The organism is Metapseudomonas boanensis (assembly GCF_042232855.1).
GTDB lineage: Bacteria > Pseudomonadota > Gammaproteobacteria > Pseudomonadales > Pseudomonadaceae > Metapseudomonas > Metapseudomonas boanensis.
The window spans coordinates 3054017-3078115 of sequence record NZ_CP113889.1 but is presented as its reverse complement, the minus strand read 5'-3'; the positions used below and the strand labels follow the sequence as shown (position 1 = coordinate 3078115).

The window sequence follows — 24099 nt, the reverse complement described above, 5'->3', positions numbered from 1 at the left end:
GACGATGGATATAGCCTTGCTTAACCTACGCGGCGCGCCCCATCCTGCGGGCCTGCAATGGCGTCAGGGCTTGAACAAGTCGTTGATACGGTCGAAGGGCATGGCCTGCTTGGTCAGCACCAGACTGCCCTCCTCCGCCAACGAACGTGCTGCCGCATAGAACGCGCCGTAGGCTACCCGGGCAAAGTTGGAACCCAGGCTGACACGTTTGACGCCCAGTTCGGCCAACTCATCCAGCGACAACCCCAGGCTTGGTGAGCCGACCAGCACGTTCACCGGGCGAGGCGCCACGGCCTGGACTACGGCGGCAATCTGTTCGCGGCTGGTCAGCCCTGGGGCATACAGCACATCGGCACCGGCCTCGGCATAGGCGACCAGGCGGCGAATGGTGTCATCCAGGTCGCGGCGGCTGTGCAGGAAGTTCTCTGCCCGCGCCGCTAGGGTGAAGCTAAAACCCAAACTGCGAGACGCCTCGACCGCGGCACGGATGCGTTCTACCGCCAGCTCCATGGGGTAGATGGGATCGGCCGCTCGCCCGGTTGCGTCTTCGATGGAGCCGCCGACCAGCCCTGCCTTGGCAGCCAACCGGATGGTTTCGGCGCAATCCTCCGGGCGGTCGCCGTAGCCGTTCTCCAGGTCTGCCGCCACCGGCAGCGGCGTGGCGTCGACAATGGCGCGTGCGTTTTCCAAAGCTTCTTCGCGGCTGACTGCCCCTTCTGCATCGCGACGTCCCAGGGAGAAGGCAAGGCCCGCGCTGGTTGTGGCCAGTGCTGGGAATCCGAGATGAGCGAGCATCTTCGCCGAACCCGCGTCCCAAGGGTTGGGCAGGACAAACAGGCCGGGAGTGCGATGCAGGGCGGCAAAGCTATCGCCACGTTGCGCCTGGGTGGTCATGGGCTTACTCCTCTGGAGGCTGAGCCGGACAGCCTAGCTCAGAGCAGGCCCAACTGCTCGACCTGTGGCTGCGGCAGGGTCAATGCCGGCAATCCGGGCAGGCGCTGGCTCAACCCTTCATGGAAACGCAACGCCTGGGCGGCCGCTAGGTGGTTGTCTGGCGTATGCAGGAACATGCAAGGCGTAAGCCCCTGCTCGATCCAGGCTGCCACCTTGTCCAGCCAGGGTTCGAGAAACGGCTGGTTGGTGTCCAGATCCGGCCCACCGATGAATCGCACCTGCGGACTGCTGCTGAAGGCTGCGGGACGCACCGGGATACGCGGTTTCTTCGATTGTGCGTGACGTACGGCCGAATGCTGCGACTGGCAACTGAACAAGGCCCGGGAATCCAGACAAATGCGCTCGACGGCACGTTCATGCAGCAAGCGGTTGAGCGCTCGTTCGGCGTCACCTTTGTCGAAGAACGCCTGGTTTCTGACCTCCACGGCAATCGGCAGGTCACCGAACTCATCCAGCCAGGCGGCCAATTCGACCAACCTTGCGGGGCCAAAGGTCGCCGGCAACTGCAGCCATAGCGGGGCCACCCGCTTGCCGAGCGGAGCCAGCAGCTTGAGGAAGGTTTCAGTCGCCACGAACTGCTCCCGCAGGTCACCTTCGTGGCTGATGTCGCGAGGCAGCTTGGCGCAGAAGCGGAATCCCTCCGGCATGGTCTGGGCCCAGCGCTGCAGAGTCTCGGCGGAAGGCCGCGCATAGAAGGTGGTGTTGCCTTCCACTGCATTGAACACCTGCGAATAATGGCCGAGAGTTTCAGCTGGCCGCAGATCAGCAGGATAGAAAGTGCCGCGCCAGGCTGGCTCGTTCCAGGACGGGCAGCCGAGGAAATAAGGCAGCATCAGGCGTAGAGATCGAGTCCGAGGACTTCAGGTGCGTCGGCTTCGGAGGAGAAACGGGCGGTGGAGCTATAGCTGGCAATGGCCTGGGCGGCCCGGCTGCTCACCGCTCGCTGCTGGGCAAGGTCTTGTGCCCGCACTGGCAGACTTTCCCCTGCGGCATTGCCGGCCTGGACCCGGCGCAACTGCGCAGCCGGTTCGTAAACCTGGCTGGAAGACGCTGCTGGCGGCTGCTCGTGGCGGGCTTCCTGTTCACGCTTGACCTCGCGAAAAGGCGTGATTGCACTGCCTTGGCGAGGGCTGCGTTCCAGCGGGTAGGAAGAGGTGAAGCCATCGATACGCATCAGTAGCAGCTCAGCAGTACAAGCAATTCGAACAGGCGCGTGTGGACTCTAGTCGCCCGACCCGGGCTTGGCAATCGAAGCGGTCGGCCGATGGACGGATCCTACTTCGGTGCCTTGGGCGTGGCGACATTGTCGCGCAGGTAGACCGGCTGGGCCTGGTCGGCAGGTAGCGCTTCACCCCGCGCCCAGGCGAAGCGGGCCAGAGCCAGCAAGTCTTCGGCATGGGGCAGCAGATCCGGAGATTGGCCATAAGGCTGCACGGGAATCCGCGCGCCATGCGTCCCCCAGCCGGTACCGGCGCCGTACCAGGCGCCACTGGCATCGCGTGGCAGGGTCACCCGCTCCGGAGGCAGCACCGCTTCTGTACCCGCCAGGCGCATTTCACCGTCCAGGAGCCGATAGCAGCCCCAATAGACCTCATCCATGCGTGCATCGATGGCAGATGCGACCTGGGTTGCGCCCTGCTCGCGATGCGCGCGCTGGGCCAGCACGGCCAGATCGGAAATTGGCAGCACTGGCCGCTCCAGCGCAAACGCCAGGCCCTGGACGACGCCGATGGCAATCCGCACTCCGGTGAAGGCGCCCGGCCCGCGACCAAACGCGATGGCGTCCAGCGACGACAAGGGCACTCCGGCCTCAGCCAGCAGGGTCTGGACCATCGGCAACAGGCGTTGGGCGTGCAGGCGCGGGATCACCTCGTAATGGCTGAGCACCTTGCCGTCATGCAGCAGGGCAACGGAGCAGGCTTCGGTGGCAGTATCCAGGGCCAGCAATGTGGTCATCGAGGTATCCAGGGCAAGGAAAAAGGCCGGCATTATAAACGCCAACGGCCCGCAAGCGGGCCGTTGGTCAGATCCGGGCAGTGACTCAGCTCAGGGCGGCCAGCACTTTACCGGTGATCTCGTCCACCGAACCCACGCCGGCAATCGCGCTGTATTTCGGAGTGCCTTCAGCGGCAGCTAGTTTCTGGTAGAAGTCCACCAGCGGCTTGGTCTGCGAGTGGTAGACGGACAGGCGATGACGCACAGTCTCTTCCTTGTCGTCATCACGCTGGATCAGGTCTTCGCCAGTGACGTCGTCCTTGCCGGCAACCTTCGGCGGGTTGTGCTCGGTGTGGTAGACGCGGCCGGAAGCCGGGTGTACGCGACGACCGGCGATTCGGCTGACGATTTCTTCATCGTCGACGGCGATTTCCACCACGTGGTCGATGGCAACACCCGCTTCCTTCAGGGCTTCAGCCTGCGGAATCGTGCGCGGGAAGCCGTCGAACAGGAAACCTTTGGCGCAATCAGCCTGAGCGATACGCTCCTTGACCAGGTTGATGATCAGGTCGTCGGAGACCAGGCCACCGGCGTCCATCACGCTCTTGGCCTTCAGGCCCAGCTCGGTACCGGCCTTGACCGCTGCGCGCAGCATGTCGCCAGTGGAAATTTGTGGAATGCCGAATTTCTTGGTGATGAAACCGGCTTGGGTACCTTTGCCGGCACCGGGGGCCCCCAGCAGAATCACGCGCATCGATGTGCTCCTCAAGATTTTATTTTCAAATCGGTCGGATTCGCCTCATGGGGCCAATCTCAGAATAGGGTCTTCGGCGTCGCTGAACGGCCAAAAGGACGTTCAAGATACACAGCACCCCTATAGCGCACAAGACGCCGAAAGTTGGAGCAAATCGGGCCTCAACCGGTGTTTCGGAGCCCTGCTGCAATGCCCGCGACACTCACCAGCAAGGCCTGTTCGAGCGGCCCTTCGGCATGGGTCTCGCAACGTCTGGAACGGGCCAGGAGCTCCGCCTGGAGCAGGTGCAGGGGGTCCAGGTAGGTGTTGCGCACGCTGATCGCCTCCCGGGTCTCGGGGCTCTGTGCAAGCAGCTCGGACTGACCGGTCAGAGCCAGTACCGATGCACAAGCCTGCGACAATAGGTCGCGCAAATGCGCACCCAGCGGACGCAACCCCGTTTCGACCAGTCTTTCGTCGTAAAGCTCGGCAATTGCCAAGTCTGCCTTGGCCAGGACCATCTCCAGCATGTCGATGCGGGTAGCGAAGAACGGCCAGCGCTCGCGCATGCGCGCCAGCAGCTCGCCCTCGCCACGCTGCTGTGCGTTGGCGAGTGCAGCTTCCCAGCCGAGCCAGGCTGGCAACATCAGGCGCATCTGGGTCCAGGCAAATATCCAGGGGATCGCCCGCAGGCTCTCCACGCCACCTGCGCGGCGCTTGGCCGGGCGGCTGCCCAGCGGCAGCCGCCCCAGCTCCTGTTCCGGCGTGGCTTGGCGGAAGTACTCGACGAACTGAGGGTGCTCTCGGACTACCGCGCGATACCCCGCCAAACCGTCATTGGCCAGGCGGTCCATGGCCGCGCGCCAGGCGGGCTCGGGTTCAGGCGGGGGCTGTAAGGTGGCTTCCAGCACTGCAGCAAGGTAGAGGTTCAGATTTTGTTCGGCAATGCCGGGCAGGCCGAACTTGAAGCGGATCATCTCGCCCTGCTCGGTGGTGCGAAAACGCCCCGCTACCGACCCCGGCGGTTGCGACAGGATTGCCGCATGGGCCGGGCCGCCGCCGCGCCCCACGGTGCCACCGCGGCCGTGGAACAGCAGGAGTTCGACCTGGTGCCGCCGGCACACGTCCACCAGCGCTTCCTGGGCCCGGTACTGCGCCCAGGCCGCAGCCGTAGTACCTGCGTCCTTGGCCGAATCGGAATAGCCGACCATCACTTCCTGCGGGCCGTGCAGCCGGGTGCGGTAACCGGGTAGGCCGAGCAACCGGTCGATGGCAGGACCGGCGTTGTCCAGGTCAGCCAGGGTTTCAAAGAGTGGTACCACATGAATAGCCCGTTGCAACCCAGCTTCCTTGAGCAGCAGTTGTACCGCCAGCACGTCCGAGGGTTGGCCAGCCATGGAAATCACGTAGGAGCCGAGCGAGGCCGCCGGTGCACCCGCCACAACGCGACAGGTCGCCAGTACTTCAGCGGTGTCCGCCGAGGGCCGGTAGTGCGCAGGGAGGAGCGGTCGGCGGCAGTCCAGTTCACGCTGCAGGAAGGCCAACCGGGTGTCTTCATCCCAGTCCACATAGGCGCCCAGGCCCAGGTAATCGGTGATCTCGCTCATTGCAGCAGCATGCCGACCCGCATCCTGGCGGATATCCAGGCGCACCAGGAACAGGCCAAAGGCCGATGCACGCCGGATGCAGTCCAGCAGCGCACCATCGGCAATCACGCCCATGCCACAGCTATGCAGGGAGTGATAGCAGAGCTCCAGCGGCTCCAGCAGTTGCTGGTTGTCCTGCAGCACCTCGGGGCCGGGTGCAATCTCGCACTCCAGCGCTGCCTCGGCCCAGGCGCGGGTGGCACGCAGGCGCTCGCGGAGTTGCTTGAGCAGCGCCCGGTAGGGCTCCGGATGGACGCCCACGCGCACACGCATCTCGTCGCTGGCCTGCTGCATGGAGAGCTCTGCCGCGAGGTGGTCGATATCGCGCAGATAAAGGTCGGCAGCCATCCAGCGAGCCAGCAGCAGCACCTGACGACTGACTGCCGCCGTGACATTCGGGTTGCCATCGCGATCGCCGCCCATCCAGGAGGCGAAGCGCAGCGGCGCGGCGCTCAACGGCAAGTGCAGACCAGTTGCCGCATGCAGGGTTTCATCCACGTGGCGCAGGACATTCGGCAGCGCCTCCCACAGCGAATGCTCGATCACCGCGAAGCCCCACTTCGCCTCATCCACCGGGCTGGGCCGGCTACGGCGGATCTCCTCGGTATGCCAAGCCCCGGCAATCAGCCGCAGAAGGCGCTGGCGAACCCGTCCGCGCTCGCTGGCGCTGAGGTCATCGTGGTCCTGCGCGGCGAGTTGGGCAGCCATGGCGTCGTACTTCTGGATCAAGGTACGCCGCGCCACTTCGGTGGGGTGCGCGGTCAGCACGAGCTCGATATCCAGCCGCCCCAGCTGCCGGGCCAACTGCTCAGGGCCATGACCATTGGCAAGGAGCCGCTGCAGCAGCTCGCCGAGCACGCGGTCCTCGAAGGGGGAGGTCTCCTCCGGATCGCGGCGGCGGATGCGGTGGTATTGCTCGGCGATATTGGCAAGGTTGAGGAACTGGTTGAAGGCGCGGGCTACCGGCAGCAGCTCGGCCTCGGTCAGCCCATCGAGAGTGTCGTTGAGTTGGCGCTGGCCATCCTCGGAGCCCTGGCGCGCCGCCTTCGCGCCCTTGCGGATGCGTTCTATCTTGTCGAAGAAGGCATCGCCCAACTGGGCTCTGATGGTGTCGCCAAGCAGTTCGCCCAGCAGATGAACGTCTTCGCGTAAGCGCGCATCGATTTCCGCCATGACCGTCGCTCCTTAACCGGGTATGCCTCCAGCTTGCCGAGAGCGGCATGCGCTTACAAGAGCGCGACGAACGGCAACCCGGTTGATGCTGGCGAGCTAGGCTGAACATTGCGGACTCCACAAGTGTCCGCGCCCGGGCGGCAGAGACTGTCCGACGCTTCGCAGCCGCCCGCCACACGTGGGATGAGGATGAGGTGTTTATGAAAATTCGAGAACTGGTACGCCATTGGGAGCAGAACGCCAAGGGTCGTCTGACCCGAAGTCAGTACAACATTCATCTGGACCTGGAATCCGCGGCCCGGCTGGCCGCCATTGCCGAGATGTACCCCAAGCGCAGCGTCGAGGAACTGATCGGGGAATTGCTCGGCGCAGCTCTGGAGGAGTTGGAAGCCAGCTTCCCCTACGTCAAAGGCAGTCAGGTGGTCGCTACGGACGAACAGGGCGACCCGCTTTATGAAGACATCGGGCCGACGCCACGTTTCCTCGCGCTCTCGCGCCGCTACCTCCAGCAACTGAGTGACCAACGCGAAAACACCAACCACTGAAGTCGCAGCAGGCCCCTCAACCGCGTCGGTGAACACCCGGTACGTGGAGGTGGCCCGCGTGCACGCAGTCCTCGCTGGCCACCTGCGGCACTCCGGGCTGCTGCAGCTCTCGAAGGATGCCGCATGCTTCGCTTGCACCCGCGCCGCTGCATTGGTTGCGCAGGTCCTTGAGCTGACTACGCAGCGACTGCAACTCGGCAATCCGCACCTCAACGTGGTGCAGATGCTCTTCGATCAACTGGTTCGCCGCCCCGCAGTCAGCGTCTGGCCTGTCGCGCAGGGCCAGCAGCGTGCGGATCTCATCCTGGGTCATGTCCAGTGACCGGCAGTGGCGAATGAACGACAGGCGTTCTTCGTGACTGGCATCGTACTGCCGATAATTACCCGTGCTTCGCTTTGGGGCTGGCAACAATCCTTCGCGCTCGTAATAGCGAATGGTCTCCACCGGACAGCCGGTGCGATTTGCCAATTCACCGATCTTCATCTGCGCCTCTGCTTGACTCTGTAGTTGCTACAGAGTGTGCAATGAATCCCGAAGCGTCAAACGGGAATGGACTCATGACACAACCACACCACTGTTGCCACGACCACAATCACGCCCCTCAGGCCGGCCCAGCCAGCTTGGAGGGCCTCTCCGGCAATGCTGAGCCCCGCTGGAGCAACCTGCGCATCGAAGCCATGGACTGCCCCACGGAAGAGCGCTTGATCCGCGACGCATTGGGAAAAGTCCCTGCCATCGAAGCCCTGGAGTTCAACTTGATGCAGCGCCTGCTGCGCGTACGGCACCGCTTCGAGGATACCGTCCCGCTGCAACGGCTGATCGCCAGCCTCGGCATGCAGGCTGTGCCGTTGGCCGAAGGCACACCAGCCACGCCTGCCTCCGAGACGAAGAAGCACTGGTGGCCGCTGGCCCTCGGCAGTATCGCCGCGCTGGCGGCAGAAGCCTGCGAATGGTATGGCCTGGCGCCTGACTGGCTGATTGCGGGCCTGGCGCTGCTGGCCATTCTAGGCGCGGGCCTGCCCACCTACCGCAAGGGTTGGATTGCCCTGAAGAACCGCAATCTCAACATTAACGCCCTGATGAGCATCGCCGTGACCGGCGCGCTGCTGATCGGACAGTGGCCGGAAGCGGCGATGGTCAGTGTGCTGTTCGCTCTAGCCGAGCTGATCGAGGCACGTTCCCTGGAACGTGCCCGCAATGCTATCCGCGGCCTGCTGCATTTGGCGCCGGAGCGGGCCACGGTATGGCAGGACAGCGACTGGCAAGAGGTTGCTGCGGGCGACGTGGAGCCTGGCACCCGGGTTCGTGTCCGCCCCGGTGAGCGCATCGCGCTGGATGGTGAGGTGCTGACCGGACGCTCCAGCGTGAACCAAGCGCCCATCACCGGCGAGAGCCTCCCGGTCGAGAAAGACCTTGGCGATCCCCTGTTCGCCGGCAGCATCAATGGCGAGGGGGCGCTGGAATACCGCACTACCCGCAAGGCCGACGACAGCACTCTGGCGCGCATCATCCATGCCGTGGAGGCGGCGCAAGGCACGCGGGCGCCAACCCAGCGATTCGTTGATCGCTTTTCCCGTGTCTACACCCCCGCGGTGATCCTTGTTGCCGTGCTCACCGCCCTGCTCCCGCCCTTGCTGGGCGGCGGCGCCTGGCTGGAGTGGCTTTACCGCGCGCTGGTGATGCTGGTGATCGCCTGCCCCTGTGCCCTGGTGATCTCCACACCGGTGACCATCGTCAGCGGTCTGGCCGCCGCCGCACATGGCGGCATCCTGATCAAGGGCGGGGTATTTCTCGAACTCGGACGAGCCCTGGATTGGGTCGCGCTCGACAAGACCGGGACCCTGACGGAGGGGCGACCCCAGCAGACTGATTACGTGCGGCTGAGTGAGAATGGCCCCGCCGATCCGCACGCCTTGGCCGCCAGCCTGGCTGCCCGTTCCGATCACCCGGTGTCTCGGGCCGTGGCCAGGGCGGCAGAAGCGAAGGGTATTGCACTCTACGCGGTGGACCAACTGGCCGCCCTCCCCGGCCAGGGCGTCAGGGGGACGATCGAAGGGCACACCTACCATTTGGGCAACCATCGTCTGGTCGAAGCGCTTGGCCTCTGCTCGCCCGAACTGGAGGCCCGCCTCGATGCGCTCGAAACCCAAGGCAAGACAGTCGTAGCACTCAGCAACGAGAACAGCGTGCTGGCGCTCTTTGCCGTTGCCGACACGGTACGGGCCAGTAGCCGGGACGCCATCGATCAATTGCACGGTCTGGGTGTCAAGACACTGATGCTGAGCGGAGACAACCCCCACACGGTTGCCGCCATCGCTGCTCAGGTGGGGATCGACGAAGCACGCGGCAACCTGCTGCCGGAAGACAAACTGACCGTGATCGGCGAGCACCAGGCAGGCGGGCTGCGGGTCGGTATGGTTGGCGACGGCATCAACGACGCGCCGGCACTGGCTCAGGCAGACATCGGCTTCGCCATGGGCGCGGCGGGCACGGATGCCGCCATCGAGACTGCCGGCGTGGCACTGATGGATGATGACCTGCGCAAACTGCCGCAGTTTATCCGCCTGTCCCGCCGGACCCACGTGGTGCTGATGCAGAACATCACTCTGGCCTTGGGCATCAAGGCGATGTTCCTGGCGCTGACACTGATGGGGCAAGGCACGCTATGGATGGCCGTGTTCGCCGACATGGGCGCGAGCCTTTTGGTGGTATTCAACGGGTTGCGGTTGCTTTCTCCCCATTCGCTACGTTGAGGGAAGGCCAGATTCACCCGGCGTGGCGGCGAGGGATACTCGGAGTGGCGGGATGCTTCCCTCACCCCGACCGTCTCCGGCAGCGAGAGGTGGGCTGTCGGTGCGAAGGGGTGTCAGGCCGCCCCAAGCACCTCATGATAAATCCGCACCATATCCGCCCCGAACGCCACCAGGATCGCCTCACGCAACGAACTCCCGAGCGGTCGTGATCGCCTCAGCTCGGCCGCGGCAATGCGTGCCGCGGCTTCCAGTGGATAACCGTATACACCACAACTAATGGCAGGAAAGGCGATGCTCGCCAGCCCTTCAGCCTCGGCCAGGGCCAGGCTGCTGCGGTAGCAACCGGCAAGCAGTTCGGGTTCACGACGGTCACCGCCATGCCAAACCGGCCCCACCGTGTGGATCACGAAGCGCGCCGGCAGGCGAAAGCCGGGGGTGATGCGGGCCTCGCCCGTCGGGCAACCACCCAGGGCACGACAATGGGCCAGCAATTCGGGACCGGCGGCCCGGTGAATAGCGCCGTCAACGCCACCACCACCAAGCAACGAGGAGTTGGCGGCGTTGACGATGACATCAACCTCAAGGGTAGTGATGTCGCCCTGCCAGATCTGAATGTCCATGTCAGGTACCTCCACCCCTGGAAGTTAGACGCTTACTTGACCTCTTGGGGCGTCTCCTGACCGATGCAACGCACGGCCTGCTTCTTGTTGTTGACCAGCACACCGGTCAGGCCCTTCTGCTCGGTATCGAACAGCACCAGCACGCCGTCGATGCACTGCGCCACTTGGCTCGCCGGCTGCAGCGACACCTTGTAGTCCTCGCCCGGGACGGTCTTGAGCATGGTGAAGTCGGACAGCAGCAGGGCGTCTTCCGGCTTGGCGAAATGCAGGTAGCCGTAGTACCAGAGCACCATGACGGTGCCGACGATGCTGCCGATGCCGGTAAGGATCAGCGGGATGGGATTGCGTTCGCTCATTGAGGACTCTCTGTATTCGGGACTTCGACCAGCCGGCGCAATCCGACGAAACCTCTCGGGTCGTCGAGGTAACGCAGCATCACTTTGCGCCACACCGGGTCGGCGAAGGTCTGCACATGGCCACCGCGGACCGGCTGGAACGCCCGCGGCGGGGGCGCAGCTTGATACAAGCGCACGCCATTGGAAAGGGGCACCGTGGGATCATCGAGGCTGTGGTAGATCAGCATGGGCAACCCTTGCAGCTTGCCGATGGCCCGGATTGCACTATCCCCATCGGGTACCAGCCAGGACAGCGGCACCTGCAGGGGCCAGGTCAGCCAGGAATTGTCCAGGGTGTAGCGGGCCACCTCGCGGTAGCTGGCCGGCACGCCATCGAGCACCAGCGCCTTGAGATTTCCACGCTGCGTCGGATGCTCCGCCAGGTAATGCACCGCCAGTGCCCCGCCGAGGCTCTGCCCGAGCAGGACCATGGGTTTGCCCTGTACATCCGGCGATTGCTCCAGCCAGGCGAATGCCGCATCGACGTCCTGATAAACCGCCGGCAGGCTCGGCGAACCTTCGGAACGGCCGTAACCGCGATAATCCAGCAACAGCACCTGGTAGCCCTCCGCCGGCAGCCACCAGCTGCCGCCCAGGTGGCTGGCGACATTGCCGCCATTGCCATGCAGGTGCAGGACCGTCCCCTTGACCGGCACACCAGCCTTCGCCGGTAACCACCAGGCGTGCAAGCGCGTGCCATCGGCAGCCACCAGGCTGATGTCGCGGTATTCGAGCTTGGCCCGCTCCGGGGTGAAGGGCAGGTAGCGGTCGGGATAGAACAGCAGCGAGCTACAACCCTGCACCAGGAGCGCAAAGACGATCAGCAGGCAGTGGCGCATCGAGGATTCCTTCTCGAAGATTCGTTGACCGGCCCTTCGGCCCGGTTGGCGAATAAATTCGCTCCTACGGATTCCAGAGCGGCGACTCCATCCTACGCTCTGACGGCCCCCTTCCGGCTTCAGAGAATATTGGCGTAATCCGCCTCGATTCGGTCCAGGCTGAGGTGGTTGAGGAAGTTGGAGAAGCACATCCACGCCGATAAGGCGTTCAGATCACGGAATTGCGCCGGCAGGTACTTGGGCGGCACCACCAGCCCCTCGTCCACCAACTGGCGGAGGGTGCGGGTATCTTCCAGCGTCGTCTTGCCACAGAACAGCAGCGGGATCTGCTCCAGCTTACCTTTGCGCACCGCCAGCTGGATGTAGTTGTAGATGAGAATGAAGCCCTTGAGGTAGGACAGGTCCTTAGTGAACGGCAAGCCATCAGGCACCGAGCCCCGAAAGACCCGACTGGCACTGCCGTAGCTCTCTTCCATGCCGTACCCCTGTTCACGATAGAAGTGGTAGACCTCGAGGAAGTCAGCCCCCTCCTCGGCCATGTGGATGGCCCGGGTACGGTTGGTCAGCTTGCGCAGGCGTGTCGGATAGGAGGCGAAGGCGATCACCTCCATCAGGATCGCCAAGCCTTCCTGGGTCACGGTAGAAGAGGGCGGCCCCTTGGCCAGGAAGGTGCAGATCGGCTGGTTGAGTCCATTGAGCGTCGTGCCGACATGCACCAGCCCCTCATGGACCTCCAGGGCGCGCACGTCGCGCTCGTTGAACATCGCATCGGCGCGGATCTTGATGTAGTCGGCGCCCGCGGCAGCGTCGGCCACGATGCCGTCGGACTCGAACACGCGAATGGTATCGTCACCCTCACTGAACACCGCACTGAGCCGGCTCTGCAGCAGCGCCACGGCTTCCTTGGCGGTGAGGGTCTTGGGTTCGTCCTTGAGGTCGCCCCGATCGGCGATGTTGTTCAGGTAGTCGGAGAGCATCAGCCCCAGGTCGGCCAAGGTCGGATCGCCGGCATGGAAAGCATCGGAGGCAGCGCCGTAGAGCTCCTGGGAAATCAGACCGAAGTCCGACGTACCCCGCGCCTCGAGCATGCGGATGACCATGCGGTATTCCTTGCACATGCGCCGCATGATCTGTCCCACGGGGTTGAATTGCCCCAGATGCCGGGTGATGTCACGCTCGATGTTCTGGAACTCGAGCTTCTTCTCCGCCGAATCGAAGGCAAGCGGGCGGCTGTCGTAATAAGCCCGGTTCACCTCGGGCATCGACTTGCCCTTGTGCTTGAGGAATCCCTGGCGGACGCTGTCGTCCCACTTAACCGCATCCAGCACGCGAATCGGCGTCTGCGCCTGGACGATCCGATCGGACAGCGCGCGAATGGTTTGCTGGTAGTCGCCGGGAACCTTGCGTCGGGTCATCAGCGGACTACTCCTCGCTGGCTCGCTGGTAGCGCGCCACTTCGACGAACACGTCGGAGTTGGCCGGGTCATCCAGCCAGGCAAAGACCGAGTCCAGTGGGCTGGTGACCAGCACGCCATCGCCTTCCGGCATCTCCACCACCTGGCCTTGCAGGCTGCCTTGCGACAACTCCTGCTGGATACGCTCCACGTCCAGGTTGTAGACCACCAGTTCGTTATCGGTAGTCAGCTCGAAACCGGCAATGGCGAAATTGGCGCCGAGGCTCTTCGGGAGACCGGCGGACAAGTACCAACGGCGGCCGTGGTGAGCGACGGTGAAGCCGAACTCATCCATGTCATCCAGATTGTCCTTGCTACCTTCGAAGGTCCGCGCCTTGTAGAGATTGGAGCCGGAACGGCTGATCTCCAGAAAATGGAGCTCTCCCCACTCGTCCTTGCGGGTCCAATCACCCAACAGAGGCATCGGTGCCGGCTCATTGGCAGGAATCGGGTCCTTGAAGGTGACCAGGCATCCGCCCAACAGCAGGAAAGACAGGGCGACCACGGCACGCCAGGCTTTCATCTCGCTCTCCTTGTGATAACGAAAAACCCCGCCACAGCGGGGTCGGGTGTTCGCGCTCAGAGTCCCATCACCAGATACAGGTGTCGCTTGAGGACAGCTCGCATCTCCCCGATGTCGAGATTCTCGACGCCATCGAGCAGGCCCTGATATTCCATCTGCAGAATGATAGCCGTCAACACCTTGGCGTCTTCGCCCGGCTCCGCCGACCCCAGAATCTGAAAGAAATGCTCGGCGCCCTGCAAAAGTATCTTGCGGTGTGCGTCAGCAAGATGACGCAGCCCGGAATTGATTAGTGCCTCCTGACGAAATGCCTGTTCAGCCAGCAGCTGATCGTGGTTCTCGATCAGCTGGTTGCGAACATATTCGATTGCCAGCTCGACGATCTGGTCGGTCATCTGCCTGCGCGAATCGCCGTCACGGCTCAGGACGACCGCCATGTGCTGCAGGTCCTCCTCGATACTGGCCCAGAACGCCGCCATGTTGGCCGAACTTCGCTCGACGAACTGAGCGAAGGTGTCGGTGATCAAGTCATTGATGTCTTTGAAGTAATAGGTGGTAGCCGAAAGCGGCACCTGCGCCTCGGCGGCGACTGCACGGTGACGCACAGCACGCACGCCCTCGCGGACGATGATGCGCATGGCGGCATCGAGGATCGCCTGGCGCCGCTGCTCACTACCTTGGCGGCTCGCCTTGCGGCCCTGGTACTTGACGCTCTCAGCTACGGCGCTGGCCACGTTGGCTGCACTTCCGCTACGGGACGACTGGTTCAAGAGACATAACCCTCTACGGTCACTCGCTAAAAGTGTTGACCATTTATTTGCCGAATCAATCTGTCGACAGGTAAGAAAAAACCGCCCGAAGGCGGTTTTTTCTGCATCAGGCCTGCGGCCGCATGTGCGGGAACAGGATGACGTCCCGAATGGACGGCGAGTTGGTCAGTAGCATCACCAGACGGTCAATGCCAATACCCTCGCCAGCCGTCGGAGGCATGCCGTATTCCAGGGCGCGGACGAAGTCGGCGTCGTAGTGCATCGCCTCGTCGTCACCGGCATCCTTGTCGGCCACCTGAGCCATGAAACGCTCGGCCTGGTCTTCGGCGTCATTGAGCTCGGAGTAGGCGTTGGCGATCTCGCGGCCACCGATGAACAGCTCGAAACGGTCGGTGACGCTCGGGTTCTGGTCGTTACGACGGGCCAGCGGCGAAACTTCGAATGGATACTGAGTGATGAAGTGCGGCTGCTCCAGCTTGTGCTCGACCAACTCTTCGAAAATCATCACCTGCAGCTTGCCCAGGCCTTCGAAGCCGAGCACCTTGGCACCGGCCTTCTTGGCGATTTCGCGGGCCTTGTCGATGTCCTGCAGGTCGGCCGCGCTGATCTCCGGGTTGTACTTGAGGATCGAGTCGAACACCGACAGGCGTGCGAACGGCTCACCGAAGTGGAACACCTTGTCGCCGTATGGCACGTCGGTGCTGCCCAGAACCAGCTGAGCCAGCTCGCGGAACAGCTCTTCGGTCAGATCCATGTTGTCTTCGTAGTCGGCGTAGGCCTGGTAGAACTCGAGCATGGTGAACTCGGGGTTGTGCCGGGTCGAAACACCTTCGTTACGGAAGTTGCGGTTGATCTCGAAAACCTTCTCGAAGCCGCCGACCACCAGACGCTTGAGGTACAGCTCCGGAGCGATGCGCAGGAACATCTGCATGTCCAGTGCGTTGTGGTGAGTCTCGAACGGCTTGGCAGCTGCGCCACCAGGAATGGATTGCAGCATAGGCGTTTCCACTTCGAGGAAGTCACGCTTCATCAGGAAACTGCGGATGTGGGCGATGATCTGCGAGCGCACGCGAAACGTCTCGCGCACGTCCTCGTTGACCATCAGGTCGACGTAACGCTGGCGATAGCGCTGCTCGGTATCAGTCAGGCCGTGGTGCTTGTCCGGCAGCGGGCGCAGGGACTTGGTCAGCAGGCGCACGTTGGTCATATCGACGTACAAGTCACCCTTGCCCGAACGGGCCAGCGTGCCCTCGGCGGCGATGATGTCGCCCATGTCCCAGTGCTTGACCGCTTCCAGCGTCTCAGCCGGCAGGGTCTTGCGGTTGACGTAGACCTGGATGCGGCCGGTCATGTCCTGGATAACCATGAAGGCGCCACGGTTGAGCATGATGCGACCGGCAACCTTGACCGGGATGGCAGCAGCTTCCAGCTCTTCCTTGGTCTTGTCGACGTACTGTTTCTGCAGGTCAGCGCAGTAGTTGTCGCGTCGGAAGTCGTTGGGGAAGGCATTGCCCTGCTCACGGACGGCTGCAAGCTTTTCTTTGCGCAAGGCAATCAGCTTGTTTTCTTCCTGTTGCAGTTCGTGCTGGTCGAGTTGTTGGTCGCTCATGGTCTTTCTATCTGCCTGGCGTCTATTTCAATTTGGGTAACCGTAGGAGCGAGCTTGCTCGCGAAGCTCTCGAAGCTGTTCGCGAGCAAGCTCGCCCCTACAAGAGTGCGGCGCGTCACAGCCCTTGTTTCAGGCTCGCTTCGAGGTACTCGTCGATATCGCCGTCCAGCACCTTGTCGCAGTCGCTGCGCTCGACGCTGGTACGCAAATCCTTGATGCGCGACTGGTCGAGCACATAGGAGCGGATCTGGTGGCCCCAGCCGATATCGGACTTGGAGTCTTCCAGGGCCTGAGACGCGGCATTGCGCTTCTGCATCTCCTGCTCGTACAACTTGGCCCGCAGCATCTTCATGGCGGTGTCCTTGTTGGCGTGCTGGGAGCGTTCGTTCTGGCAGCTGACCACGGTGTTGGTCGGCACGTGGGTGATACGTACCGCCGAGTCAGTGGTGTTCACGTGCTGGCCACCAGCGCCCGAGGAGCGGTAGGTGTCGATACGCAGGTCCGCCGGGTTGATCTCGATCTCGATGTTGTCGTCGATTTCCGGCGACACGAATACCGCGGTGAACGAGGTATGGCGGCGGTTGCCTGAGTCGAACGGACTCTTGCGAACCAGGCGGTGCACACCGATCTCCGTGCGCAGCCAGCCAAAGGCGTACTCGCCCTTGATATGCACGGTGCAGCCCTTGATGCCGGCTACTTCGCCTTCGGACAGTTCCATGATGGTGGCATCGAAGCCGTGTTTGTCAGCCCAGCGCAGGTACATGCGCAGAAGCATGTTGGCCCAGTCCTGGGCCTCGGTGCCGCCGGAGCCGGCCTGGATATCCAGGTAGGCGTTGTTCGGGTCCATCTCACCGCTGAACATGCGGCGGAACTCCAGCTTCTCGAGGATCTCGCGCAGGCGCTCGACTTCGGAAGCGACGTCGTTCACCGCGCCTTCGTCATTCTCCTCGACCGCCATGTCGAGCAGGTCGCGGGAGTCGGTCAGGCCGCCGGCCAGGTCGTCCAGGGTTTCGACGATCTGCGCCAGCTGGGCACGTTCGCGGCCGAGGTTCTGAGCGTATTCCGGATTGTTCCAGACGTTGGGGTCTTCGAGTTCGCGGTTTACTTCGACGAGACGATCATGCTTGTGATCGTAGTCAAAGATACCCCCGAATGGTCTGGGTACGGTCGGAGAGGTCCTTGATGCTGTTCAGGATCGGGTTGATTTCCATGGCTGGAAGCTCTCGCTGGCAAAACTTTCGGAAAAGCCGGCGAGTATACCCGAGTCGCCCGATACCGACAGCATGCCCGCCGCGATTTACGCCGATACGGCGACGCGCGGGCGCTGGATTATCACACCCCCCGTGGATTACCTGGCGCTGCCGGTCGCCGCAACCACGGCGACCTGGTTCCGCCCACCCTTCTTGGCCTGGTAAAGCCCCTGGTCGGCCATGTCCACTAGCACCAGCGAAGCCTGACCCGCCTTGGGGGTCAGGGTTGCCAGGCCGATGCTGACCGTCAACACCGAGCCCGGCTCCGGTCGATCATGAGGAATATGCAGGGCCTCGATGGCGCGACGCACCTTTTCGGCCAGCAGGCGTGCGCCTCCAGCGGCAGTGCCGGGCAGGACCATGGCGAATTCTTCACCGCCGTAACGCGCCGGCAGATCGGTAGAGCGGCTGCAGGAGTCGCGGATGGTGTCAGCCACCCGGCGCAGCGCCTCGTCCCCGGCAACATGGCCGAAGCTGTCGTTGAAGCCCTTGAAGTGATCGACATCGATCATCAGCAGCGATACCTGGCTCTGCTCGCGCAGGGCCCGACGCCACTCCATTTCCAAGTACTCGTCGAAATGACGGCGGTTGGACAGCCCCGTGAGGCCATCGGAGTTCATCAGGCGCTGCAGTACCAGGTTGGTTTCCAGCAGCTGCTGCTGGCTTTCACGCAGGGCACGGTAGGCTTCATCACGCTGCTGCAGGGCCACATAGGAGCGGGAGTGATAGCGGACGCGCGCCACGAGTTCGATGGCATCCGGCAGTTTGACCAGGTAATCGTTGGCTCCCGCAGCGAACGCGGCGCTCTTCACCGAGGGCTCTTCCTTGGTGGACAGCACGATGATCGGCACATCCCGCAGGGCCGGCACCTGGCGATACTCAGACAGCAGGCTCAGCCCGTCCACGCCAGGCATCACCAGATCCTGGAGGATAACCGTCGGCCTGATCTGCCGGGCCACGGCCACGGCCTGGTTCGGGTCGGAGCAGAAGTGGAAATCGATACCTTCCTCACTGCCCAGTGCCCGACGAACCGCCTCGCCAATCATTGCCTGGTCATCGACCAGCAGCACCATCACGGCGTTTTCCGTCGAGCCGGCCATATCCGCGTGGCTGCGATGGGGATAATGCATAGAACTCTCCGGGCCCACGGGCCTCAGGTAACGACTCAAAGCCTCTCCAGCCCAAAGGCCTGAGGCTGATTCTTCATGAAAACACTTGGACAAGCCTCGGCGCGATGCGATCCAGCGGCAATACCTCGACAGCCGCGCCGATCGCTGCCGCTGCCTTGGGCATACCGTAAACCGCACTGCTCGCCTGGTCCTGGGCAATGGTCAGGAAGCCACGCCCACGCATGCGTTTCAGGCCCTCGGCACCGTCGCGTCCCATACCGGTCAGCAACACGCCCACGGCCTCGCCCTTCCAATGTTCCACCAGGCTATCGAAAAACACGTCGATCGATGGCCGGTAGACATGGCTGGCAGGCTCGGCGGAATACGCCAGCACGCCATTGCGTAGTAGCCTAAGGTGGTTGTTGGTACCCGCCAGGAGGATGGTCCCCGGCTGGGGCGGCTCACCCTCGCGGGCCAGGCGCACCGGCAGACGGGATTCGCTGGCGAGCCACTCGGCCATGCCGGCGGCAAAAACCTCATCTACGTGCTGGACCAGCACGATCGAAGCCTGGAAATCCGCCGGTAGCTGCTTGAGCAGCTGCGCCAAGGAGGCCGGCCCACCGGCAGATGCGCCAATTGCTACCAGACGCTGGGAGCTGCGCCTGCACTCGCGCGGATGCGCAGCTCCCGGCTCGCGACCGTCGCGCGGCCCCACCAGCCAACCGATGTTCTGGATCTTGCGCAACAGGACGGCGGCCTCCTGGGCCTGACCGCTGCCGAGCGCCGGGGTATTGACCGCGTCCAGGGCGCCATGGCCCATGGCTTCAAATACCCGATTCACGTTCTGTTCGACGTCAACAGTGACGATCAGGATGGCGCAAGGGCATTCGGCCATGATCCGTCGCGTCGCTTCGACGCCATCCATCTCCGGCATCAGCAGGTCCATCAGCACCACGTCCGGGGTGTCCTGGCGGCACCGTGCAACACCTTCGATGCCGTTGCCGGCGATCCAGGCGATCTGATGCGCAGGTTCCAGTGCCAGCGCCTGGCGCAGGGCCTCTACCGCCAGCGGCATGTCGTTGACTATCCCTACCCTCATCCCTGCGCATCTCCGATCAGCATGACCACGGCGTCCAGCAGCGCCTCATCATGGAAGCTGGCCTTCGCGAGATAATAGTCGGCGCCGGCATCGAGGCCACGCCGACGGTCTTCCTCACGATCCTTGTAGGACACCACCATCACTGGCAGGGACTGCAGGCGATTGTCGCGGCGCACCAGCGTCACCAATTCGATGCCATCCATGCGCGGCATGTCGATGTCGGTGATCAGCAGGTCGAAATGCTCGGAGCGCAGCGCGTTCCAGCCATCCATGCCATCCACCGCCACGGCCACATCGTAGCCGTTACCGTGCAATAGCTTGCGCTCCAGCTCGCGGACGGTGAGCGAATCGTCGACCACCAGTACTCGCTTGCGTCGGGCTCCGGCGCCCTGGCGGCTGGCGCGGTCGACCCGCTCCAGACGACCGCTGCCGAGCAGCTTGCCGATCGACTGGAACAGGTCCTCCACATCAAGAATCAGCACCGGTGTGCCGTCATCCAGCAAGGCACCCGCCGCGAGGTCCTGGACCTTGCCCAGGCGCGGATCGAGCGGCATCACCACCAGCGTGCGCTCGCCGATGAAACGCTCCACCGCAATGCCGTAGCAGCTGTCACGTTCGCTGATCAGCACCACCGGGATGCCTTCGTCCTCATGCTGGCCCTCGGCGCACTGGAGAATCTGGCTGCCGGAAACCAGCCCCACGTGGCGGCCCTCGTGCCAGAAATGCTGCCGTCCTTCGAGCTGGACAATGTCCTCGGGTTGCAAACGGGCCATGCGATCGATATGCGCAAGCGGGAAGGCATAGGCCTCACCACCGACCTCCACCACCAGGCTGCGCACCACCGAAAGGGTCAATGGCACTTCGAGATGGAAGGTGGCGCCCTGTCCCTGGCGCTGCTCCATGCGCACCCCGCCACGAAGCTGGCGGACCATGTGCTGCACAGCGTCTAGGCCGACTCCGCGTCCCGAGACCTCGGTGACCTGCTCGCGCATGCTGAAGCCAGGCAGGAAGAGGAATGCGAGCAGCTCCTCTTCGGTCAGGCGCGCAGCGGTTTCGGCGCTGGCGAACTGGCGTGCGACCACAGCATCGCGCAGACGCTCCAGGTCCACGCCCATGCCATCATCGGAGAGTTCCAGCAACAGCATGCCGGCGTGATGGCGGGCTTGCAGGCGGATACAGCCTTCTTCGGGCTTGCCTAGCCTGGCACGCAGCTCGGCGAGCTCGATGCCGTGGTCCACGGCATTGCGCAACAAGTGAGTGAGCGGCGCTTCCAGACGTTCCAGCACATCACGATCGACCTGGGTGTTCTCGCCCTCGACCTCGAGGCGCACCTGCTTACCCAGGGAGCGGCCGAGGTCGCGGACCATCCGTGCCTGGCCAGCCAGCACATCGCCGAATGGACGCATACGTGAAGCCAAGGCCGCGTCATACATGACCTGGGCGCGCTGGCCGCCTTGCCAGCCGAACTCATCGAACTCGGTCATATGGCGGGCAAGCATCTGCTGGCATTCGCCAAGCAGTTGCCGGGCTTCACCGAGCATGGCGTGGGCCTGGGGATCGAGCGCCGTGTCCAGCACGGACTCGCGCACCACATCCAGGGCTCGGCTGGCGCTCACTTGCAAGCGCCGCAGGCGTTGCAGGGACTCGGTCAGAGGTTTGATCCGCTGGAACTCCACCAGCGACTTGCTAGAGATATCCAGCAGGTGATCGAGGCGCTCGGCACTGACCCGCAGCACCCGGGCGCGCGCATCCGCTGCCGTTTCCGCGGCGACCGCTGCCGGCTCCTCGTCGTGCGTCTCTGTCTCTTTTGCCATGGCAACCGTGGCCGATACCGGGGCCGCAGGTGTGACCGGGCCAGGCTCGGCAACCACTGCCTGCCCCTGCAAACGCAGCAGCAAGGTGTCGACCACCTCGCGACCGGAGCTGTCCGCCCAGTCCGCGTCCGCGCCGATACGCAACAGCAGGTCAGAGCCTTGCAGCAGGGCATCGATATGATCCGGCTGGAGGATCAGATGCCCATGGCGGGCCGCCTCGAGCAGGTCCTCCATGACGTGGGCAACCCTCACGCCAGCATCCAACCCAACGATCCGCGCGGCGCCCTTCAGCGAATGGGCCGCACGCATGCAGGCCTCCAGCTGGTCGGCTTGGCTAGGGTGACGTTCCAGCACCAGCAACCCGGTGTTGAGCACCTGGGTCTGGGCCTCGGCCTCCAGGCGGAACAGTTCCAACAGGGAGGCGTCGCGCATCTGGTCCGGAGTCATGCCAGGCTCCTTGCCATGGCCTGTAGCAACAGGTTTTCGTCTAATAGCGTGATGCTGCGACCCCGCCACTGCACCACCCCGGACGCAAACTGGCGCGCAGCCTGGGACGTGCCCCGCCCCGGCTCGACCACTGCCTCAACAGGAATTCCGTGGATGCCGTCAACTTCATCCACGGGGACCACTAGTGGGCCTCCCGGGCTGGCGAGAATCAGCATGCGGGGTACTACACGGCGATCCTCCTGAACAGCAGCGCCCGGCTCCAACGCCAGCAGCTCGACCAGGGAGATGCAGGCAACCAGCGCACCGCGAACGTTGGTCACCCCGATCAATGAGCGGGAACGCTGATGGGGCAGCGAATGGATCGGGTTCATCGCCGCCACCTCCGTCAAGCTGCGGGCGGCCAACCCCAGCCAGGCCTCGCCCAGCCGGAACACCAGCGTCGAGGTGCAATCGCCGAGCACCTCGCCCTCCTCCACCACCTCGTCGGATTTCCGCTCCCGTTGCAGTGCGTAGCGGTCCAGCAGCATGGTGGCTGCAGCGGCATGCACTTCGCAATTTCGGCAATGCACATGGTTCGCCAGGCGTTCACAAGACTTGTCGCCATGGACGCCGATACGATTCCAGCAATCATCCACCGTCGGCAGTGCCTCGGCATCGCTCAGCAGCTGATGGCTATCGACCATTGTTGTTCACTCCACGACTCGCTCGCTCCTGCAGTCGCCGCGCCCCGGCCAAATCCCCGCGCGCCGCCAGCAGGGTAGACAGATGTGCCAGAGCCTCGGCGTGCTGCGGTTGCAGGTAAAGAGTCTTGCGGTAGTAATCCAGCGCCTCGTCGCCCCGGCCCGCCACATCGCTGAGCAAGCCAAACCAGTAGAACACCTCGGCCGAGGGGCCATGCGCGGCCAGATGACGTTCACAGGCTGCACGTGCCTCCTCGCTGTGCCCCGCGTTGGCCAGTGCAGCAATAGTCTCCAGGCTGCTGTTCTCGACCACCACAGGCTTGGGCGCCGATGCCGGAAGCTTGGCACACGGCCGTGGCGTAGCCATCGGCACCACACGGGGCGGTGGAGGTTCGAGCCGAGCGGCGGCTGATCCAGGCCGGGCAGACTTGCCGGCAGGCCGCGCCTTGGCGCGCTGGAACACAAAGGCATGGGCGATACCCAGGGCCTCCATATCACTCTGGCTGAGCAGGCTGGCCTCAGCCGGGCCGATGAACATGGCGCCATCAGGCCGCATCAGGCGCTTGAGCACCTCCAGCACACTCGCCTGCGTGGGGCGGTCGAAGTAGATCAACAGATTGCGACAGAAGACGAAGTCATAAGGCGCTTCGCCGGCCAGCAGACCGGGCTCCAGCAGGTTGCCGCGCATGAAGCGCACCTTGCTGACGACCCCCTGGGCCAGGCTGAAACCGTCGCCGAAGGGAATGAAATGACGCTCGCGAAAGCCCAGTTCCTCGCCCCGGAAAGAGTTGCGCCCATAGACCGCTGCACGCGCACTTGCCAGCACGCGCTCGCTGACATCCACCGCATCAACCTCGAACAAGCCAGACGCAAGACCAGCGTCCAGCAACGCCATGACAATGGAGTATGGCTCCTCCCCCGTGGAACACGGCAGGCTGAGGATGCGCAGCGGACGGCCCGGTGAAAGTGTCGGCAGGCGCTCGACGGCGAGCTTGGCCAAGGCGGCGAACGACTCTGGATAGCGAAAGAACCAGGTTTCCGGCACCACCACAGCCTCGACCAGCGCCTGCTGCTCGCCGGCCGATGCATTCAGAGACAACCAGTAGCGTTCGATATCGACGTAACCGCTTGCGGCCATGCGCTGACGCACGGCCCGCTCGATCACCACCCGGCCAACAGACTCGGCATCCAGGCCTATGCGGCCCTTCAAGAAGGCCTCGAAGCGTTCTGTCATAGCGCCTCCTCGGCCGCCGGGAACAGCAGCTCTCGGACCGCATCGGACAGCAGGTCACCGACCCGGATGCGCTGTACCAGTCCATCCGGCGACGGGTAGACCGGCCCCAGGTAACGGGCTTCGCCTTGTTTCAGGCCATATTCCTGGAAGTCCTCGGGGCGGCAACGCAATGTGTCGGTCGCCTGCTCCAGGATCAGCCCCAGCCAGCGCTCAGGGTCCAACGACTCGGTCGAGTAATGCACGACAACCAGCCGCGTACTGGTGCGCACCTTCGCGGGCTTTCCGAACGCCAGGGCTCCGAGGTCAAGCACCGGCACCAGCACACCACGATGGGAAAATACACCGGCGACCCAGGCCGGAGCCTCGGGCACCTGCTTGAGTTGCAGCAGCGGCAGGACTTCGACCACATCACGTACGTCCAGCGCGTAACGGTCCTCGCCCAGGCGAAACAACAGATAGAGCTGGCCACGGACATTGCGGGCCGGAGTGTGGAGACGGCTTGGGCACATGGTGCCG

23 protein-coding genes are annotated in these 24099 nt (G+C 63.7%); 2 read left to right on the top strand and 21 right to left on the bottom strand.

The features are described from left to right. Positions 1–63: 63 nt before the first annotated feature. From OXH74_RS14245 to ppc, 6 genes are all read right to left on the bottom strand, one after another. Complete coding sequence (locus OXH74_RS14245) at positions 64–894, bottom strand: oxaloacetate decarboxylase (RefSeq protein WP_215379091.1); 831 nt, start codon at positions 892–894, stop codon at positions 64–66. A gap of 38 nt (positions 895–932) precedes the next feature. Then, the gene (locus tag OXH74_RS14240; protein WP_375737586.1) at positions 933–1787 is read right to left on the bottom strand and encodes a DUF72 domain-containing protein; all 855 of its coding nucleotides are present in this window, start codon (positions 1785–1787) and stop codon (positions 933–935) included. Continuing rightward, positions 1787–2128 carry a hypothetical protein gene (locus tag OXH74_RS14235; RefSeq protein WP_375737585.1) on the bottom strand — a complete coding sequence of 114 codons (342 nt, stop codon included), beginning with the start codon at positions 2126–2128 and terminating at the stop codon, positions 1787–1789. The genes OXH74_RS14240 and OXH74_RS14235 overlap by 1 nt, the downstream gene beginning before the upstream one ends. 101 nt (positions 2129–2229) lie before the next feature. After that, positions 2230–2910 carry a tRNA (adenosine(37)-N6)-threonylcarbamoyltransferase complex dimerization subunit type 1 TsaB gene (tsaB, locus tag OXH74_RS14230; protein WP_375737584.1) on the bottom strand — a complete coding sequence of 227 codons (681 nt, stop codon included), beginning with the start codon at positions 2908–2910 and terminating at the stop codon, positions 2230–2232. Between the two features lie 85 nt (positions 2911–2995). Beyond that, positions 2996–3643, bottom strand: coding sequence for an adenylate kinase (gene adk / locus OXH74_RS14225; RefSeq protein ID WP_215379079.1), 648 nt, complete (start codon positions 3641–3643; stop codon positions 2996–2998). 161 nt (positions 3644–3804) lie between these two features. After that, positions 3805–6441 (bottom strand): phosphoenolpyruvate carboxylase, encoded by a 2637-nt coding sequence (gene ppc / locus OXH74_RS14220; protein WP_375737583.1) that lies wholly within the window; start codon positions 6439–6441, stop codon positions 3805–3807. A 200-nt stretch (positions 6442–6641) separates the two neighbouring features. Here ppc and OXH74_RS14215 point away from each other — a divergent pair, with 200 nt between their 5' ends. After that, positions 6642–6986, top strand: a complete 345-nt coding sequence (locus OXH74_RS14215) for a pilin assembly protein (RefSeq protein WP_215379068.1) — start codon at positions 6642–6644, stop codon at positions 6984–6986. Positions 6987–7002: 16 nt separating this feature from the next. Here OXH74_RS14215 and cadR read toward each other — a convergent pair whose 3' ends face one another. Further along, positions 7003–7470 carry a Cd(II)/Pb(II)-responsive transcriptional regulator gene (gene cadR / locus OXH74_RS14210; RefSeq protein ID WP_375737582.1) on the bottom strand — a complete coding sequence of 156 codons (468 nt, stop codon included), beginning with the start codon at positions 7468–7470 and terminating at the stop codon, positions 7003–7005. Positions 7471–7544: 74 nt separating this feature from the next. On the opposite strand from cadR, the gene OXH74_RS14205 reads away from it, so the two are divergent. Continuing rightward, the gene (locus OXH74_RS14205; protein WP_375737581.1) at positions 7545–9740 is read left to right on the top strand and encodes a heavy metal translocating P-type ATPase; all 2196 of its coding nucleotides are present in this window, start codon (positions 7545–7547) and stop codon (positions 9738–9740) included. 113 nt (positions 9741–9853) lie between these two features. Here OXH74_RS14205 and OXH74_RS14200 read toward each other — a convergent pair whose 3' ends face one another. The 14 genes from OXH74_RS14200 to OXH74_RS14135 form a co-directional block, all read right to left on the bottom strand. After that, the gene (locus tag OXH74_RS14200; RefSeq protein WP_375737580.1) at positions 9854–10360 is read right to left on the bottom strand and encodes an O-acetyl-ADP-ribose deacetylase; all 507 of its coding nucleotides are present in this window, start codon (positions 10358–10360) and stop codon (positions 9854–9856) included. A gap of 32 nt (positions 10361–10392) precedes the next feature. Continuing rightward, positions 10393–10716: a hypothetical protein gene (locus OXH74_RS14195; RefSeq protein ID WP_375737579.1), complete on the bottom strand. Its 324-nt coding sequence runs from the start codon at positions 10714–10716 to the stop codon at positions 10393–10395. Beyond that, the gene (locus OXH74_RS14190) at positions 10713–11594 is read right to left on the bottom strand and encodes an alpha/beta hydrolase (protein ID WP_375737578.1); all 882 of its coding nucleotides are present in this window, start codon (positions 11592–11594) and stop codon (positions 10713–10715) included. The genes OXH74_RS14195 and OXH74_RS14190 overlap by 4 nt, the downstream gene beginning before the upstream one ends. Before the next feature lie 119 nt (positions 11595–11713). After that, complete coding sequence (locus tag OXH74_RS14185) at positions 11714–13009, bottom strand: flavohemoglobin expression-modulating QEGLA motif protein (RefSeq protein WP_375737577.1); 1296 nt, start codon at positions 13007–13009, stop codon at positions 11714–11716. A 7-nt stretch (positions 13010–13016) separates the two neighbouring features. After that, a complete protein-coding gene (locus OXH74_RS14180) occupies positions 13017–13571 on the bottom strand; it encodes a hypothetical protein (protein WP_375737576.1) in 555 nt (184 codons plus the stop codon). A 56-nt stretch (positions 13572–13627) separates the two neighbouring features. Then, positions 13628–14341 carry a TetR/AcrR family transcriptional regulator gene (locus OXH74_RS14175; protein WP_375737575.1) on the bottom strand — a complete coding sequence of 238 codons (714 nt, stop codon included), beginning with the start codon at positions 14339–14341 and terminating at the stop codon, positions 13628–13630. 106 nt (positions 14342–14447) lie between these two features. Next, entirely contained in the window at positions 14448–15950 is a 1503-nt protein-coding gene (gene lysS / locus OXH74_RS14170; RefSeq protein ID WP_375737574.1) for a lysine--tRNA ligase, read from the bottom strand. A 115-nt stretch (positions 15951–16065) separates the two neighbouring features. Continuing rightward, positions 16066–17161 (bottom strand): peptide chain release factor 2 gene (gene prfB, locus OXH74_RS14165; protein ID WP_215379039.1). Its coding sequence is split into 2 segments (ribosomal slippage): positions 16066–17088 and positions 17090–17161, totalling 1095 coding nucleotides; the frame shifts between segments, so codons are not numbered across the junction. 137 nt (positions 17162–17298) lie between these two features. Beyond that, a complete protein-coding gene (locus OXH74_RS14160; RefSeq protein WP_375737573.1) occupies positions 17299–18330 on the bottom strand; it encodes a diguanylate cyclase in 1032 nt (343 codons plus the stop codon). Between the two features lie 73 nt (positions 18331–18403). Beyond that, a complete protein-coding gene (locus OXH74_RS14155) occupies positions 18404–19408 on the bottom strand; it encodes a chemotaxis response regulator protein-glutamate methylesterase (protein WP_375737572.1) in 1005 nt (334 codons plus the stop codon). Continuing rightward, the gene (locus OXH74_RS14150; protein ID WP_375737571.1) at positions 19405–21669 is read right to left on the bottom strand and encodes a hybrid sensor histidine kinase/response regulator; all 2265 of its coding nucleotides are present in this window, start codon (positions 21667–21669) and stop codon (positions 19405–19407) included. Before OXH74_RS14150 ends, OXH74_RS14155 begins: the two co-directional genes overlap by 4 nt. Continuing rightward, positions 21666–22352: a chemotaxis protein CheW gene (locus tag OXH74_RS14145; RefSeq protein ID WP_375737570.1), complete on the bottom strand. Its 687-nt coding sequence runs from the start codon at positions 22350–22352 to the stop codon at positions 21666–21668. The genes OXH74_RS14150 and OXH74_RS14145 overlap by 4 nt, the downstream gene beginning before the upstream one ends. Then, entirely contained in the window at positions 22342–23583 is a 1242-nt protein-coding gene (locus OXH74_RS14140) for a CheR family methyltransferase (protein ID WP_375737569.1), read from the bottom strand. Before OXH74_RS14140 ends, OXH74_RS14145 begins: the two co-directional genes overlap by 11 nt. Then, a complete protein-coding gene (locus tag OXH74_RS14135; protein ID WP_375737568.1) occupies positions 23580–24092 on the bottom strand; it encodes a chemotaxis protein CheW in 513 nt (170 codons plus the stop codon). Before OXH74_RS14135 ends, OXH74_RS14140 begins: the two co-directional genes overlap by 4 nt. Positions 24093–24099: the final 7 nt, after the last annotated feature.

Bases quoted from the DNA above. Each gene is read 5' to 3' on its own strand.
- OXH74_RS14245 (WP_215379091.1), bottom strand. From the start codon at position 894: ATGACCACCCAGGCGCAACGTGGCGATAGCTTTGCCGCCCTGCATCGC.
- OXH74_RS14240 (WP_375737586.1), bottom strand. From the start codon at position 1,787: ATGCTGCCTTATTTCCTCGGCTGCCCGTCCTGGAACGAGCCAGCCTGG.
- OXH74_RS14235 (WP_375737585.1), bottom strand. From the start codon at position 2,128: ATGCGTATCGATGGCTTCACCTCTTCCTACCCGCTGGAACGCAGCCCT.
- tsaB (WP_375737584.1), bottom strand. From the start codon at position 2,910: ATGACCACATTGCTGGCCCTGGATACTGCCACCGAAGCCTGCTCCGTT.
- adk (WP_215379079.1), bottom strand. From the start codon at position 3,643: ATGCGCGTGATTCTGCTGGGGGCCCCCGGTGCCGGCAAAGGTACCCAA.
- ppc (WP_375737583.1), bottom strand. From the start codon at position 6,441: ATGGCGGAAATCGATGCGCGCTTACGCGAAGACGTTCATCTGCTGGGC.
- OXH74_RS14215 (WP_215379068.1), top strand. From the start codon at position 6,642: ATGAAAATTCGAGAACTGGTACGCCATTGGGAGCAGAACGCCAAGGGT.
- cadR (WP_375737582.1), bottom strand. From the start codon at position 7,470: ATGAAGATCGGTGAATTGGCAAATCGCACCGGCTGTCCGGTGGAGACC.
- OXH74_RS14205 (WP_375737581.1), top strand. From the start codon at position 7,545: ATGACACAACCACACCACTGTTGCCACGACCACAATCACGCCCCTCAG.
- OXH74_RS14200 (WP_375737580.1), bottom strand. From the start codon at position 10,360: ATGGACATTCAGATCTGGCAGGGCGACATCACTACCCTTGAGGTTGAT.
- OXH74_RS14195 (WP_375737579.1), bottom strand. From the start codon at position 10,716: ATGAGCGAACGCAATCCCATCCCGCTGATCCTTACCGGCATCGGCAGC.
- OXH74_RS14190 (WP_375737578.1), bottom strand. From the start codon at position 11,594: ATGCGCCACTGCCTGCTGATCGTCTTTGCGCTCCTGGTGCAGGGTTGT.
- OXH74_RS14185 (WP_375737577.1), bottom strand. From the start codon at position 13,009: ATGACCCGACGCAAGGTTCCCGGCGACTACCAGCAAACCATTCGCGCG.
- OXH74_RS14180 (WP_375737576.1), bottom strand. From the start codon at position 13,571: ATGAAAGCCTGGCGTGCCGTGGTCGCCCTGTCTTTCCTGCTGTTGGGC.
- lysS (WP_375737574.1), bottom strand. From the start codon at position 15,950: ATGAGCGACCAACAACTCGACCAGCACGAACTGCAACAGGAAGAAAAC.
- OXH74_RS14160 (WP_375737573.1), bottom strand. From the start codon at position 18,330: ATGCATTATCCCCATCGCAGCCACGCGGATATGGCCGGCTCGACGGAA.
- OXH74_RS14155 (WP_375737572.1), bottom strand. From the start codon at position 19,408: ATGAGGGTAGGGATAGTCAACGACATGCCGCTGGCGGTAGAGGCCCTG.
- OXH74_RS14150 (WP_375737571.1), bottom strand. From the start codon at position 21,669: ATGACTCCGGACCAGATGCGCGACGCCTCCCTGTTGGAACTGTTCCGC.
- OXH74_RS14145 (WP_375737570.1), bottom strand. From the start codon at position 22,352: ATGGTCGATAGCCATCAGCTGCTGAGCGATGCCGAGGCACTGCCGACG.
- OXH74_RS14140 (WP_375737569.1), bottom strand. From the start codon at position 23,583: ATGACAGAACGCTTCGAGGCCTTCTTGAAGGGCCGCATAGGCCTGGAT.
- OXH74_RS14135 (WP_375737568.1), bottom strand. From the start codon at position 24,092: ATGTGCCCAAGCCGTCTCCACACTCCGGCCCGCAATGTCCGTGGCCAG.